The following is a 13,619-nucleotide window of genomic DNA, read 5'->3' as shown; positions in this document are numbered from 1 at the left end:
GACGATCCCGGATCAGGATTGATGACGTTCATTACGGCGCGTGAGGCGGCGCGGCGAGGATTCCTTGAGCGACTTACCACGGCCAGACAGACTCGGATTTGTCATGAAGTAGTTGTGGACGTTGAAAGGCTCCTCGCCCTTCGCGGTCTTCATACGCGTTGAGGACCCGTCCGGCAACAATTGCCAGCTCTGCTCGTTGTCCTTGAGGTTGGCGACCATGATCTGTTCGAGAACCTGCTGATGCACCGTGGGATTTTGCAGCGGACACAGCACCTCGACGCGGCGGTCGAGGTTGCGCGGCATCATGTCGGCTGAGGAGATATACACAGCCGCTTTCGCGCTCGGCAGGCCCTGGCCCATGCCGAAGCAGTAGATTCGGCCGTGTTCGAGGAAGCGTCCGATGATCGACTTGACGCGAATGTTCTCCGACAGGCCGGGAATGCCGGGCCTGAGGCAGCAAATACCGCGCACCACGAGCTCGACCTGCACGCCGGCCTGTGAGGCCTCGTAGAGCGCGTCGATGATGTCGGGGTCGACCAGCGCGTTCATCTTCATCCAGACCGCACCGGGCCGGCCGTGCCGCGCATGCGCAGTCTCGCCCTGGATGTGCTCGATGATGCGCTTGCGCAAGGTCAGCGGCGAGACCGCCATCTTTTCCAGGTCGCTCGGCGCGGCGTAGCCGGTGATGAAGTTGAACACGCGCGCGGCGTCGCGGCCGATGGTCGGATCCGAGGTGAAGTAGGAGAGGTCGGTGTAGATGCGCGCGGTTACCGGGTGGTAATTGCCGGTGCCGGTGTGGACGTAGGTCGTGAGGCTTCCGCCCTCGCGCCGCACCACCATCGAGAGTTTCGCGTGCGTCTTCAGTTCGAGGAAGCCGTAGACGACCTGCACGCCGGCGCGTTCGAGGTCGCGTGCCCAGCGGATGTTGGCCTCTTCGTCGAAGCGCGCCTTCAACTCGATCAGCGCGGTGACCGATTTGCCGGCTTCGGCGGCTTCCACGAGCGCGCGCACGATCGGCGAGTTGCTGGAGGTGCGGTAGAGCGTCTGCTTGATGGCGACGACGTCGGGGTCGCGCGTCGCCTGCTGGAGAAACTGCACCACGACGTCGAAGGATTCGTAGGGGTGATGGACGACGAGATCCTTCTGCCGGATCGCGGCGAAGATGTCGCCGCCTTGCTCACGCACGCGCTCGGGATGGCGCGGTACATAAGGGGTGAATTCCAGATCGGGCCGGTCGAGGCGGGTGAGCTGCGAGAGCTCGTTCATGGCGAGCACGCCGTCGACCAGGAATACCTCGTCGTCGGCGGTCGACAGCGCGTGCTGCACGAAGTTGCGCAGCTGCTCCGGCATCTTGGCGTCGATCTCGAGCCGGATCACCGAGCCGCGGCGGCGGCGCTTCAGCGCAGTCTCGAACAGGCGGACGAGATCCTCGGCCTCTTCCTCGATTTCGAGTTCGGAGTCGCGGATCACACGGAAGGCGCCCTGGCCGTGCAGATTGTAGCCGGGGAATAGGCGGTTGATGAACAGCGCAGTGGCCTGCTCCAGCGAGATAAGCCGGACGACCTTGCCGTCAGCCGGCAGACGGATGAAGCGGTCGATCTTGCCGGGCATGCGGATCAGCGCGTTCATCTGCTTGCCGTCGGCGCCGCGCGTGAGCTGGAGCGCGATGGTGAAGCCGAGGCTCGGAATGAACGGGAAGGGGTGGGCCGGGTCGATCGCGAGCGGGGTCAGCAGCGGGAACACGTTACTGAGGAAGTAGTCCTCGACCCAGGTTCGTTCCGCCTTGGTGACCTCCTTGCCCTCGACCAGCACGATGCCCTCGTCGGCGAGCGTGCCGCGCAGGTCGCGCCAGATTGCCTGCTGGTCGGAGGCAAGCTGCGAGACGGTTCGGTTGATAAGCGCGAGCTGCTCGGATGGCGTCAGACCGTCGGGGCTGCGCTCGGCAATGCCCTCGCGGACCTGGGCCTTGATGCCGGCGACGCGGACCATGAAGAACTCGTCGAGATTATTCGCCGAAATCGACAAGAATCGCACCCGCTCCAGCATGGGGTGGCTGGGATTGACCGATTCCTCCAGGACGCGGCGGTTGAAGTGCAGCCAGGAGAGCTCGCGATTGATGAACCGCTCGGGGTTCGAGGCGATCGCCGGCGGGCCTTCGGCTTCCGGAGCTTTTTCTTTAACTTCAACAGCTTGCGCAGAATCCATCAGAAGTCGATCCATCCAGTTCGCCCCAATTTGCGACTTACGCGCAAAACCCGCGGGAGCATGTGTTAGAGCGATGACGTTTCGATGACATTGATGTTCCGCCGTCCGGGCGCGTCAAGCCGCCTTGTCAGACATCCCGGAGCAGCTCGGCGGCCAAGGCCCGGGTGACGGGGCGGCCGAGGCGCAGGGCCTCGCTGTCCAGCAGGTCCACGGCCCGTCGGGCGGCGGCCGAGGACCGCTCCAGGCGCGTGGCGAGGTAGCTGACCACGCTCTCGTCCACCGCGAGCTGGCGGTCGGCGCAGAATTTGACGATCAGGCCGCGGAAGAGCTGGTCGTCAGGCGGCAACAGCGAGATAACGGGGACGGCGCGGAGCCGCGAGCGCAGGTCGGGGAGCTCGATCTCGAGAGATGCGGGCACCTCGCGTCCGATGAAGAGGACGTAGGCGCCGTCCTCGCGGGCCAGATTCATCAGATGGAACAGGGCGCGCTCGTCGAATTCCCTGGCCTTGGGATCCTCGACCACCAGCGCGCCGGTGGCGAGCGCAGCCGGGACGGCTTCGGCGGTCAGCCCATTGGCCGTGGTCGAGCGGGCGCCTGAGGCCTCGGCCCAGATCGCGGCGAGATGGCTCTTGCCGCTTCCTTCCGGGCCGGCCAGCCACATGATCCGGTTCGGCCATTCCGGCCAGGCGTCGATGAGGGCAAGACCGGCGGCATTGACGGGGCCTTCGAGGAAATTGTCCCGGCTCAGGCTCTCCGCATGCGGAAGCGAAAATGCCAATTGTCGGGGATGAACGCGGCCTGGCACGCTTGCTTTGCTCCGTGCCGGCGGGCCGGCTTCGTTTCAAGAGATGCGACTTAATCGAGCGGGAGTTGGTCCTTTGCGGGGCCGCTTCCCAACTCATTTGGCCTCGATCGTGCTCATGTGCCGCAACCACTCGACGAGATAGAGCGATACGGAGGAAAGCGTGAAGACCGTGACGAGGCCCATCAGGATGATATCATAAGGACCGGCTTTGAAGCCGAAGGCGAGGGCGGCCAGCACCAGCGCCGCGAACGCCACCTGGGCCACAGTGTTGAGCTTGGATACCTTCGAGGGCTTCATCTCCACAGGGCGGTCGAACAGCCAAGATATGATCACGGCAGCGACGATCATGATATCGCGCGAGACCACCAGGATGACGATCCAGCGCGGAATCGCGCCCCAGATGCCCAAGGCCATGTAGATCGAGACCAGCAGCGCCTTGTCGGCGAGCGGATCGAGCAGGGCGCCGAGCTCGCTGGTCATGTTGAAGCGCTTGGCAAGGAAGCCGTCGACCGCGTCGCTGATACCGGCGATCAGGAAGACGGCGAACGCCACCTCCATTTGGCTCGACACGATGGCCCAGACGATGATCGGGACCAGCATGATGCGGCCCAGAGTGATGATGTTCGGTATACTCACACGGCGCTTCCCGGCACCCGGCCTGACCTCGAATTCGGCCCTTTGGAGGCTGAACCGGTTGATATCTCTACATAGTATACGGAGGCGCGCCATGCGAGCCATTGCGTGTCCCCGGAATTCGACGTAACCAGCCGCAAACCCACTGGAAATCGGGCATGACCGACCGCAAAAACGGCCTCACTTACGCCGATTCAGGCGTCGATATCGACGCGGGCAACCGCCTGGTCGACCTGATCAAACCGATGGTGCGCGCCACCGCGCGTGCTGGTGCCGACGCCGAAATCGGCGGTTTTGGCGGCCTGTTTGACCTCAAGGCCGCCGGCTTCAAGGACCCCATCCTGGTGGCCGCGACCGATGGCGTCGGCACCAAGGTCAAGATCGCGATCGAGACCGGCCTGCATGGCGGGATCGGCATCGACCTCGTCGCCATGAGTGTCAACGACCTCGTGGTGCAGGGCGCCGAGCCGCTGTTCTTCCTGGACTATTTTGCCTGCGGCAAGCTCGATCCGGAGGCGACCGCGTCGATCGTCGCCGGTGTCGCCGAAGGCTGCCGCGAATCCGGTTGCGCCCTGATCGGCGGCGAGACGGCCGAGATGCCCGGCCTCTACAAGGACGGCGACTACGACCTCGGCGGCTTTGCCGTCGGTGCCGCGGAGCGGGGCACGCTCTTGCCGCGCAAGGACATCACCGCCGGCGATGCCGTGATCGGGCTGGCTTCGTCGGGGGTGCACTCCAACGGTTTCTCGCTGGTGCGCAAGATCGTGGAACAATCGGGCCTCGGCTTCGGAGCGCAGGCGCCGTTTGCGCCCGTCATGACGCTCGGCGGCGCGCTGCTGACGCCGACGCGGCTCTACGTCAAATCCTGCCTGCGCGCGATCCGCGAGACCGGCGCGGTGAAGGGGCTTGCCCATATCACCGGCGGCGGCTTCACCGACAACATTCCGCGCGTGCTGCCGAAGCATCTCGGCGTGGGTATCGATCTGGCGCGTCTGCCAGTGCTGCCGGTGTTCAAATGGCTGGCCGCGCAGGCCGGCATCGCCGAACTCGAAATGCTGCGGACCTTCAATTGCGGGATCGGCATGATCGCGATCGTCGAACCGGACAAGGTCGACGAGGTCGTGGAGGTCTTCGCCGATGCCGGTGAGACCGTGGCCCAGCTCGGTACCGTGATCCCGGCCGAGGGCGAGCACCGCGTCGTCTATAACGGCCATCTCGATTTGGCGCTGTAATGACCGGCGCTGTGATGAAACGCCGCGTCGCCATCCTGATTTCCGGCCGCGGCTCCAACATGGCTGCGCTGATCAAGGGCGCGACCGCGCCGGATTTTCCGGCGGAGATTTCGCTCGTCATCTCGAACAAGGCCGACGCACTGGGGCTGGAAAGGGCCAAAGCGAGCGGCGTGAAGACACTGGTGATCGAAAGCAAGCCATTCGGCAAGGACCGCGCCGGCTTCGAGAAGGTGCTGCAAGCAGCGCTCGATCAGCACGGTATCGAGCTGATCTGCCTCGGCGGCTTCATGCGGCTGTTCACGGCCGAGTTCACCAGGGCCTGGTACGGGCGGATGCTCAACATCCATCCCTCGCTGCTGCCGTCGTTCCCCGGTCTCGACCCACACGGCCAGGCGTTGCGCGCCGGCGTCAAGCTCTCCGGCGCGACGGTGCACTTCGTGATCCCCGAGACCGACGCCGGCCCAATCGTGATGCAGGGCGCGGTTCCCGTCAGCGACCACGACACGGCGGACACGCTGTCGGAGCGCATCCTCGAAGTCGAGCACCGCATCTATCCCGCAGCACTGAGCCTGCTCGCGACCGGCAAGGTCCAGATCGAGGGCGATGTCTGCAAGACCGCGGGCGGCGGGCCGTCGGAGAATTTTCTGATAGCGCCGTTGGTGCGGTGAAGCGCCATCGCACTCGGAATACGTCTCATCCCAAACAAAAACCCCCGGCAGAGCCGGGGGCAACGTCATGATCTCTTGCGCAGACCGCGAGAGAAATCAGGAGACCTTGAGGTTCTCCGCGGATGCTTTGCCGCGGTTCTCCACGAGGTCGTATTCAACCACCTGATTTTCATTGAGGGTCGAGAGTCCGGCGCGCTCGACGGCGGAGATATGGACGAAGACGTCCTTGTCACTGCCGTTCGGCTTGATGAACCCATAGCCCTTGGTCGGGTTGAACCATTTGACGGTGCCCTTTTGCGGCATCCTCAGTCTCCTCCGCTAGATACAAAAACGACGCGGCCGCTTTTCGCGTGCCACGCCACAAACGGGCTTCCGGTAGTCTGTTCGAGTCTTGAGTCTCAATGTCGCGAAACGCACAGTCGAGCGGCCAATTCCGATTGTGTCCGATATTGCAACATGAAAATCGCCCGTTAGCAAGCCGCGCGCGAATTTCAAGAGCCCGACCGGAGTGCCCGTCCGCAATTTGCGACCTGTGGCCGCGGAACCACAATCGAAAGCAATGCCTTTGCCTTGACGCGCCAGCCGGTTGACCCTCAGTAACAGTTCGGCACAAATCGCGGCACGCGTGCGCCGCTCCTGTTGCATTTTTGCGCGCCGCCCTTTGCTTCGGGATTTGTCGCCATGTGCTGCACGTCGCAGCCCTCAGAGACACGGCAGGCGATCAGGCTGAACCGCGTCCGCCGGATCGCGGCTGCCGTGGCGTTTGCGCTCATCATGGTGCTGTCGACGACGTCAGGTTTTGCACAAAGTCCGACGCCCACGCCGACCCCGACACCCACGCCGTCACCGACGCCGATGCCGACCGCGACCAATTACGACCAGTCGGCCGGCAACAGCGCGCTCAATCTCGGCTCGAATTTCCTGGAGCGGCTCGGCAACCAGGCATCTGGGGGTGTCAACCGGGCGTTTCGGACCAATCCCGGCGGCGGGGGCGCGTCGGCGAGCACGGAAGACCCGCGCTACCGCACCTGGTTCGAGGGCTACGGCATCTCGGTCCGGACGGATGCGCAAGGAGACTTTGTCGGCGACAAGCGGAAGACGTTTGGCGGTGTCGCAGGTCTTGGCGCGCGGCTCGCGCCGGGTGTCAATCTCGGCTTCTCCGTCGACCAGAGCCACACCGACATCGACGTGCCGCTCGCACTTCAGTCCGCGACGCTGGACCTGACGCAACTCGGGTTCAGCGGCTCGGTCGACAAGGGCCCATGGACCTGGGCCTTCGCCCTGGTGCACGGCTTCGGCAAGGTCCGCTCGAGCCGGGATACGGGTCTGGGACTTGCGACCGCGGGTTATCGCGCCGCGGTCGACGGCGCGCTGACCGAGATCAGCTATTACTGGACCAAGGACCAGATGCGCATCGTGCCCAAGGGCGCACTGGAATATGTCCGCGCCACCAGCGTCGCATTCCAGGAGGTTGGCGGCCTCGATCCACTCAATGTCGGCTCGACGGCGCTCTCGCGCGCGCGTGTGATGATCGGGGGCGAGATCGGGCGCTACTTCATCTTCGACCAGAAGATCCTGGACCTGTCCGCCTACGGCAAGTTCGTCGACAATTTCCATCAGAACCTGGGATCGGTGCAGGTCAGCCTCGGGACCCAGAGCATTGTCGTGCCCGGCATCGGCGAGAGCCGCTACGGCGTGGATGCCGGCGCCTCGGCCTCGCTCAGCCTGACCAACACGGCGCGGCTCTACGTCAATTACGACGGCAAGTTCCGCAACGAACTGACGTCGCATCAGGGCACGGTCGGCTTCGAATATCGTTGGTGAGGCGAAGCCTGCCCACGTCCGCCCAGAGCAGGATCGGAAAACCGCGAAGCGGTTTTCCGAAAAGATCACGCTCAAGCTTTAGGTCGGCATTGCCGCGACATATCCCGTCAATCCAAAGCCCTCGCGCGCGGCCGTCATCATCGGCGCAAGCGCGTTCGGGTGGATGAACTCGTCGCGGAAACAGGGGTGGGTCTTGGGATCGAAGATTTTCTTCAGCCAATCGACCACGATCTTGTGGCGCTCGGAGGTGCGGAACTCCTTGTGATAGGTGAGCCAGAGATCGGCATGGTGGCTGACGCCGAGATCGACGGCAACGAGCGGGGCGCCGAGCGCGATTGAGACCGTCGGCAGGAATCCGATGCCGGCGCCGCGCTCCACTGCATAGAGCACGCCGACCGAGGAATTGGTCTTGATCCCGACGATGCCCTCGAGCGACTTAAGTCCGAGTACGCGGGCATAAGCGCCGTCGTCGACCTGCGGGGCGCTCTGCTTGATGATGCGGTGGTTCTTCAGCTCGGCCAGGCTCGCGGGCACGCCGTAGAGGTTTTCGTACTCCTTGGAGACGAACGGATAGATGTGCAGCCGGCCGAGCTTGGCGACGATCAGATCGGGATTGGTCGGTGGCTCGAGCTGGATCGCGATATCGGATTCGAGCCGCGCGACATCGGCCTGTTCCATCGCGCAGCGCAGGTCGACGGTGATCTTGCGATAGGTCTTTTGGAAGTCGATCAGTCGCGGCAGGATCCAGAAATTGCCGGGGCCTTCCGTCACCGCGACGCGTACGGTGCCTGACATGTCATTGGACGATCGCGAGGCACGCCGGAACACGTTGAAGGCATGACGCTCCATGTGCGCGACGTCGGCGATCATCGCGCTGCCTTCGTCGCTGAGCGTGAGCCCGCTCTGGTCGCGCAGGAACAGCTTGCAATCGATGCTCTCTTCGAGCCGGTCGATCCTGCGCATCAGGGTGGTGGAGGTGAGCCCGAGCTCTTCGGCGGCGTTGCGGAAACTTTTATATTTTGCGCAAGCTAAAAACAGTTTCAAATCGTCCCAGGACATGTCCAGGGCTTCTTCACGGTGCTGCATCATCGCAGCACCCCGGTGCAATAACTGCTGCATACGCCTGATCCCCAGCCGCTAAGCTCTTTGTCATAGCGGGGCACGAAAGCCGCGAACGATAGAGGGGTGACATGGGTATGGAAAGGGGCTCGTTTGCCGCAAGGCATGATTTCGACGCGCTGCCGCTCAGTCCGGATGTCGACGTCCGTCGCGCCCAATTTTCCGAAATAGCCGCGCTTTCGCAGTTGGCGCACCGGCTGGTGCCGGGCGTTCGGATCGGGGCGGCTGAGCTTGCAAAATATTTCGCCTTCGATCCCGACAGCATCCTGACTTTCAGCCGGAAGGGCAACCTCGTCGGCGGAATGGCTTTCCTGTTTCTCAACGATCGCGGGCATGATGCGCTGCTGCTCGACGAGATCTGCCTCACCGCGCCGGAGACGCGCCATCTCGCGTCCGCGAACGAGGACGTTTCCGCCATCTACATCTGGGCGATCGCGGCGACGGGGCGCGGCGTCGCCGGTCTCGGCAAAGCCGCGGCTCATCTGAGACAGCTAAGGTTTCGCAACTCGGATTGCTATGCGCAGCCGTCAACCGTGGCCGGACGCGACATCATGAAGGCGACAGGCTTCGAGCCTGTTCCAAGCTTCCAACCCGATCTGTGGTGCTACGAGCGGCCCTGGCATCGGCAGCCGATGCGCATGCCCGGCGCGATCATTCAAGCAAGGAGTTTTGCAGATGCACGGTACTAGGATTCCTCTCGCGAAGCCCGATTCCCGCGCCATCACCGTTCGCCTCGCACGCGATCTCAGCGATCTCATGCTGGTCACCTCGATCCGCTCAGCCGTCTATCTCGCCGAGCAGGATTGCCCGTTCGATGAGGAGTTCGACGGCAACGACATGGTCGCCGCGCATTTCATCGGCTATGTCGGCAACGAGCCTGCGGGCTGTCTGCGGGTGCGGTTCTTCGGCGATTTCGCCAAGGTGGAACGGCTTGCGGTGCGGCACCAATATCGGCGCTCGCGCGTCTCGTTCAAGCTGGTACAGGCGAGCGTCGACTATGTGAAGCGCAAGGGCTTTCGCAAGATCTACGGCCAGGCGCAGGACCGTCTGGTCGATTTCTGGGCCCATTTCGGCGCCAAGCCGCTCGGCCACAATCGCAAGATCACCTTCTCCGACTTCTCCTATACGGAAATGCTGCTGGAGATCGAGCCGGGCCCGGATGCCATTACCCTGGACAGCGATCCATACGTGATCATCCGCCCCGAAGGCGATTGGGACCGGCCGGGCGTGCTCGACGCCTCGGCAGGACGGGCCGTGACGTCGCCGCTGCGGGACGTCGCGCTCGCCGGCCGCTGAAACTGGTGCAGCTGCGCGCAAAACCATGCTGGTTTCCATCACCGACGATCCGCCGATCCTGGTCTGCGCGGATCTCCAGGTCGAATACCTGACCCCAGGACGTCGCCACGTCATCCTCGACGGCGATGACGCCACCGCGCGCTGCGTGGAAATGCTGACGCTGTGGCGCGTCAATCTCTGGCCGGTGATGCATCTGAAGCGCATCGCGCAGGCGGCCTGGTTCAATCCGGCATCCAGGCTGACCGATTGGATCGCGGAGGCGAAGCCGCGGCCGGGAGAAATGACGTTCGAGCACCCGCTGCCGTCGGCCTACAGCTCGTCGCGGTTTGTGGACTACATGTCCAATATCCGCAATGTCCGTTGCGTGCTCGCGGGCTTTTCCCTGGATGAAACCATTCTGGCCACCGCTATCGACGGGTTTCACCGCAGCCATCGCTACCAGATAGTGGCCGACGCGGTGGCCTGCCGGCAGCCGGGGACAGGCGATGCTGCCGCCTACAAGCATGCGGTAGTGAATGTGATCGGGAATTTTGCTACAATCCAGTCCAGCGCCGAACTGATCAGAACCAGCGGCGCCGTTGCGGTGTAGGCGGCCGCGATCGACGGATGGAGTGGGACATTGTCACGGGGAGATCAGCTCGAGGAGCTGGCAAGCGACCTGTCGCATGCCGCCGAGGCGGCGCGCCGTCTTGGTCTGCCCACGACGGTGTATCTGCTCTCGATGGCACTGGTGGAGGTGCGGGAGGCCGCTGCCGCCGTTAATGAGGGGAATGACGACGGCGCGGCGTGACGGCTTCCCGATGTGCGGCTTTGTGCAACGCTGCTGAGCGCTTGCCGCCCACGGATTGACGTTGCAAGTTTTGCGCGGTGGCAATAGCCAAGGAGCTGGATCATCGAGTGATGACGCCGGCCGCGCCGGCGACGTGACGCTTTCAAGGATGCCTGCAAATGTCCATGCTACCCAATTCGCAAGAGGCCCGGGATGTGGCCTATCAGCTCCATCCCTATACCAACGCGCGCGCCCATCAGCAGGCCGGTCCCCTCGTGATCGAACGCGGCGAGGGCCCTTACGTGTTCGACGCCTCGGGCAAGCGCTATTTCGAGGCGATGGCAGGCCTGTGGAGCGTCGGGCTCGGCTTCAACGAGAAGCGGCTGGTCGAGGCTGCGCACAAGCAGATGCAGGCGCTGCCGTTCTATCACACGTTCTCCGCCAAATCGCACGGGCCCTCGATCGATCTCGCCGAGAAGCTGGTCGCGCTCGCGCCGGTTGCGATGAGCAAGGTGTTCTTCACCAATTCCGGCTCGGAGGCCAACGACACCGTTCTGAAGTTGATTGCCTATCGCTCCAATGCGCTCGGCCAGCCACAGCGCAAGAAGGTGATCAGCCGGATGCGCGCCTATCACGGCGTCACCATTGCGTCCGCCAGCCTCACCGGCCTGCCGAACAACCACCGCTCTTTCGACTTGCCGCTCCCGAACATCCTGCACACGGGCTCGCCGCATTTCTACAAGGACGGTGCACCCGGCGAGAGCGAGGAAGCCTTCGCGACGCGGCGAGCCGAAGAGCTCGATGCGCTGATCCAGAAGGAAGGCCCGGACACGATCGCGGCGTTTTTCGGCGAGCCGGTGATGGGCGCGGGCGGCGTCATCGTGCCGCCGGCAACCTATTGGGACAAGATCCAGAAGGTTTTGAACAAGTACGACATCCTGTTGGTCGCCGACGAGGTCATCTGCGGCTTCGGCCGCACCGGCAAGATGTTCGGCTGCGAAACCTACGGCATCAAGCCCGACGCGATCGTGGTCTCCAAGCAGATCACCTCGAGCTATTTCCCGCTGTCGGCCATCATGATGAACGATCGCATGTTCGAACCGATCGCCGATGAGAGCAACAAGATCGGCGTGCTCGGCCATGGTTTCACCGCGGGCGGCCATCCGGTCGGCTCGGCGATTGCGCTGGAGAATTTGAAGATCATCGAGGAGCGGGGCCTGGTTGCGCACGCCGCCGAACTCGGTGGCTACATGCAAGGCAAGCTGCGTGAACTCACCAGCCATCCGCTGGTCGGCGAAGTCCGAGGCGTCGGCATGATCGCAGCGATCGAACTGGTACTCGACAAGGCGCGCAAGACCGCAGCGACAACGCCGGGCGCCGTCGGCGGCATGGCCAGCCGCATGCTGCAGGAGCGCGGCGTGATCTCGCGCAACATGCTCGACGCCATCGCCATCTGCCCGCCGCTGATCGTCACCAAGGCCCAGATCGACGAGCTGGTTACGGCGATATCAGGCGTGCTGGACGACATGAAGGGCGAAGTGGCGAAGCTGACGCCGGCGTAAGGGAAACGTCAGTGCAGGCGGAGCGATCCGCCGCGCTCTCGGTGTCGTCCTGGCGAAAGCCAGGACCCCATCACCACAGGGAGTGGTTTGGCGAAGATTGGTCGTTCGGTACAGCCACCGCCCGCCACGATAGATTCCGTGGTATGGGTCCCGGCCTTCGCCATGACGACAAGGAGGCATCGGGCCTATTCCGCCCGCTGGACCCCGATCACGCGGCCTTTCTCGACCGCCAGCGCCAGCTCGCCGCGCTTCAGTTTCAGTGCGGCCTCGCCGAACAGCTCGCGGCGCCAGCCGCGTAGCGCCGGCACGTCGGCCTCGTCGTCGGCCGCGATCTCCTCGAGATCGTCGACGGTCGCAATCACCTTGCTGGCGACCGCATGGCGCTCCGCGGTCATGCGCAGCAGCACCTTCAACAGCTCGACGATCGCGGCGCCATTGTTGTTGTTGCGCGGCTTTTCCAGCTTCGGCAGCGTGGCGTGATCGCGCGCCAGACCACGCTCGACGGCGGCGACGATGTCGGCGCCCCATTTGGATTTCTCAAAACCCTTCGGCACGGAGCGCAGGTTTGCGAGCTTCTCGATCGTATTCGGCGCGTGGGTCGCGATGTCGCTGACGGCCTCGTCGCGCAGCACGCGGCCGCGCGGCACGTCGCGGCTCTGCGCCTCCTGCTCGCGCCAGGCGGCGACCTCCATCAGGACCGCGAGGTCCTTGGGCTTGCGCACCCGCGTCTTGAGCCGTTCCCAGGCGCGCTCGGGGTGGAAGTCGTATGTCTTGGGCGAGGTCAGGACCTCCATCTCGATCGAGACCCATTCGCTGCGGCGGCGCTTCTTGAGGTCGGCATCGAGCGCGGCGAACACGTCGCGCAGATGCGTGACGTCGGACACCGCATAATGCATCTGTTCCTTGGTCAGCGGCCGGCGCGACCAGTCGGTGAAGCGGTGGGTCTTGTCCGGACGGTGTCCGGTGACCTTCTCGACCAGCGCGTCGTAGGCGATGCTGTCGCCGTAGCCGAGCACCATGGCCGCGACCTGGGTATCGAACACCGGGTGCGGGATGATGCCCGCCTGATGCCAGATGATCTCGATGTCCTGCCGGGCAGCGTGGAACACCTTCAGCACGGCCTCATTGGCCATCAGCTCGAAGAACGGCTTGAGGTCGATGCCCGCGGCCAGGGTGTCGATGACGATCGCTTCCTCGGCGCTGGCCATCTGCACCACGCACAGCAGCGGGTAATAGGTGGTCTCGCGAAGGAACTCGGTATCGACGGTAATGACGGGGTGCTTGGCCAGCCGGCTGCAGGCAGCCGCAAGGTCAGCGGTGGTGGTAATTAAATCCATGAACGGCCCATGACAAGTCCATCAGCCGTTCTGCCGAAAGCGCTGTGATGTCAAGGGGCTCGAAGCGAATTCGAGCCTTGCATTTGGGCCGGAATCGCATTTTCCGACGAAAATCCTATTCGTAGCGGACCCGCCGGGAGGGTTTGCGCGCACAAGGCAGCGCCACCAC

14 protein-coding genes are annotated in these 13,619 nt (G+C 63.9%); 8 read left to right on the top strand and 6 right to left on the bottom strand.

The window, feature by feature from the left end:
* Nucleotides 1-12 precede the first annotated feature (12 nt).
* From GWG67_RS00280 to GWG67_RS00270, 3 genes are all read right to left on the bottom strand, one after another.
* Complete coding sequence (locus GWG67_RS00280) at nucleotides 13-2,205, bottom strand: RNA degradosome polyphosphate kinase (RefSeq protein ID WP_275167182.1); 2,193 nt, start codon at nucleotides 2,203-2,205, stop codon at nucleotides 13-15.
* A 127-nt stretch (nucleotides 2,206-2,332) separates the two neighbouring features.
* Nucleotides 2,333-3,010, bottom strand: a complete 678-nt coding sequence (locus tag GWG67_RS00275) for a DnaA/Hda family protein (RefSeq protein WP_275167181.1) — start codon at nucleotides 3,008-3,010, stop codon at nucleotides 2,333-2,335.
* A gap of 93 nt (nucleotides 3,011-3,103) precedes the next feature.
* Nucleotides 3,104-3,646 (bottom strand): CDP-alcohol phosphatidyltransferase family protein, encoded by a 543-nt coding sequence (locus tag GWG67_RS00270; RefSeq protein WP_027569696.1) that lies wholly within the window; start codon nucleotides 3,644-3,646, stop codon nucleotides 3,104-3,106.
* 155 nt (nucleotides 3,647-3,801) lie between these two features.
* Here GWG67_RS00270 and purM point away from each other — a divergent pair, with 155 nt between their 5' ends.
* Both purM and purN read left to right on the top strand, forming a co-directional pair.
* Nucleotides 3,802-4,875 carry a phosphoribosylformylglycinamidine cyclo-ligase gene (gene purM, locus GWG67_RS00265; protein ID WP_275167180.1) on the top strand — a complete coding sequence of 358 codons (1,074 nt, stop codon included), beginning with the start codon at nucleotides 3,802-3,804 and terminating at the stop codon, nucleotides 4,873-4,875.
* Between the two features lie 14 nt (nucleotides 4,876-4,889).
* Nucleotides 4,890-5,543 carry a phosphoribosylglycinamide formyltransferase gene (purN, locus tag GWG67_RS00260; RefSeq protein WP_275167179.1) on the top strand — a complete coding sequence of 218 codons (654 nt, stop codon included), beginning with the start codon at nucleotides 4,890-4,892 and terminating at the stop codon, nucleotides 5,541-5,543.
* Nucleotides 5,544-5,639: 96 nt separating this feature from the next.
* On the opposite strand, the gene GWG67_RS00255 is transcribed toward purN, so the two are convergent.
* Nucleotides 5,640-5,846: a cold-shock protein gene (locus GWG67_RS00255; RefSeq protein ID WP_007591938.1), complete on the bottom strand. Its 207-nt coding sequence runs from the start codon at nucleotides 5,844-5,846 to the stop codon at nucleotides 5,640-5,642.
* Nucleotides 5,847-6,224: 378 nt separating this feature from the next.
* On the opposite strand from GWG67_RS00255, the gene GWG67_RS00250 reads away from it, so the two are divergent.
* Entirely contained in the window at nucleotides 6,225-7,367 is a 1,143-nt protein-coding gene (locus tag GWG67_RS00250) for an autotransporter outer membrane beta-barrel domain-containing protein (protein ID WP_275167178.1), read from the top strand.
* 78 nt (nucleotides 7,368-7,445) lie between these two features.
* Here the strand turns inward: GWG67_RS00250 and GWG67_RS00245 are convergent, their stop codons facing one another.
* The gene (locus GWG67_RS00245) at nucleotides 7,446-8,486 is read right to left on the bottom strand and encodes a LysR family transcriptional regulator (RefSeq protein ID WP_275167177.1); all 1,041 of its coding nucleotides are present in this window, start codon (nucleotides 8,484-8,486) and stop codon (nucleotides 7,446-7,448) included.
* Between the two features lie 71 nt (nucleotides 8,487-8,557).
* Here GWG67_RS00245 and GWG67_RS00240 point away from each other — a divergent pair, with 71 nt between their 5' ends.
* The 5 genes from GWG67_RS00240 to GWG67_RS00220 all read left to right on the top strand — a co-directional run bounded on the left by GWG67_RS00240 (nucleotide 8,558) and on the right by GWG67_RS00220 (nucleotide 12,113).
* Nucleotides 8,558-9,175: a hypothetical protein gene (locus tag GWG67_RS00240; protein ID WP_275167176.1), complete on the top strand. Its 618-nt coding sequence runs from the start codon at nucleotides 8,558-8,560 to the stop codon at nucleotides 9,173-9,175.
* A complete protein-coding gene (locus GWG67_RS00235; protein WP_275167175.1) occupies nucleotides 9,162-9,782 on the top strand; it encodes a GNAT family N-acetyltransferase in 621 nt (206 codons plus the stop codon). Before GWG67_RS00240 ends, GWG67_RS00235 begins: the two co-directional genes overlap by 14 nt.
* 25 nt (nucleotides 9,783-9,807) lie before the next feature.
* A complete protein-coding gene (locus GWG67_RS00230; RefSeq protein WP_275167174.1) occupies nucleotides 9,808-10,371 on the top strand; it encodes an isochorismatase family protein in 564 nt (187 codons plus the stop codon).
* Between the two features lie 30 nt (nucleotides 10,372-10,401).
* Nucleotides 10,402-10,572, top strand: a complete 171-nt coding sequence (locus GWG67_RS00225; protein WP_275167173.1) for a hypothetical protein — start codon at nucleotides 10,402-10,404, stop codon at nucleotides 10,570-10,572.
* A 158-nt stretch (nucleotides 10,573-10,730) separates the two neighbouring features.
* Nucleotides 10,731-12,113 (top strand): aspartate aminotransferase family protein, encoded by a 1,383-nt coding sequence (locus GWG67_RS00220; protein WP_275167172.1) that lies wholly within the window; start codon nucleotides 10,731-10,733, stop codon nucleotides 12,111-12,113.
* Nucleotides 12,114-12,298: 185 nt separating this feature from the next.
* On the opposite strand, the gene rnd is transcribed toward GWG67_RS00220, so the two are convergent.
* Nucleotides 12,299-13,450 carry a ribonuclease D gene (gene rnd / locus GWG67_RS00215; RefSeq protein ID WP_007591909.1) on the bottom strand — a complete coding sequence of 384 codons (1,152 nt, stop codon included), beginning with the start codon at nucleotides 13,448-13,450 and terminating at the stop codon, nucleotides 12,299-12,301.
* Between the last annotated feature and the right edge of the window lie 169 nt (nucleotides 13,451-13,619).

Source organism: Bradyrhizobium sp. CSS354, from assembly GCF_029051725.1.
In the GTDB taxonomy this organism is placed as follows: domain Bacteria; phylum Pseudomonadota; class Alphaproteobacteria; order Rhizobiales; family Xanthobacteraceae; genus Bradyrhizobium.
This window is presented reverse-complemented; position numbering and strand designations above follow the sequence as displayed.

Excerpts from the sequence above, each read along its gene's own strand:
- purN (WP_275167179.1), top strand. The coding sequence starts at position 4,890 with ATGAAACGCCGCGTCGCCATCCTGATTTCCGGCCGCGGCTCCAACATG.
- purM (WP_275167180.1), top strand. The coding sequence starts at position 3,802 with ATGACCGACCGCAAAAACGGCCTCACTTACGCCGATTCAGGCGTCGAT.
- GWG67_RS00245 (WP_275167177.1), bottom strand. The coding sequence starts at position 8,486 with ATGCAGCAGTTATTGCACCGGGGTGCTGCGATGATGCAGCACCGTGAA.
- rnd (WP_007591909.1), bottom strand. The coding sequence starts at position 13,450 with ATGGATTTAATTACCACCACCGCTGACCTTGCGGCTGCCTGCAGCCGG.
- GWG67_RS00280 (WP_275167182.1), bottom strand. The coding sequence starts at position 2,205 with ATGGATTCTGCGCAAGCTGTTGAAGTTAAAGAAAAAGCTCCGGAAGCC.
- GWG67_RS00250 (WP_275167178.1), top strand. The coding sequence starts at position 6,225 with ATGTGCTGCACGTCGCAGCCCTCAGAGACACGGCAGGCGATCAGGCTG.
- GWG67_RS00220 (WP_275167172.1), top strand. The coding sequence starts at position 10,731 with ATGTCCATGCTACCCAATTCGCAAGAGGCCCGGGATGTGGCCTATCAG.
- GWG67_RS00255 (WP_007591938.1), bottom strand. The coding sequence starts at position 5,846 with ATGCCGCAAAAGGGCACCGTCAAATGGTTCAACCCGACCAAGGGCTAT.
- GWG67_RS00230 (WP_275167174.1), top strand. The coding sequence starts at position 9,808 with ATGCTGGTTTCCATCACCGACGATCCGCCGATCCTGGTCTGCGCGGAT.
- GWG67_RS00240 (WP_275167176.1), top strand. The coding sequence starts at position 8,558 with ATGGGTATGGAAAGGGGCTCGTTTGCCGCAAGGCATGATTTCGACGCG.
- GWG67_RS00235 (WP_275167175.1), top strand. The coding sequence starts at position 9,162 with ATGCACGGTACTAGGATTCCTCTCGCGAAGCCCGATTCCCGCGCCATC.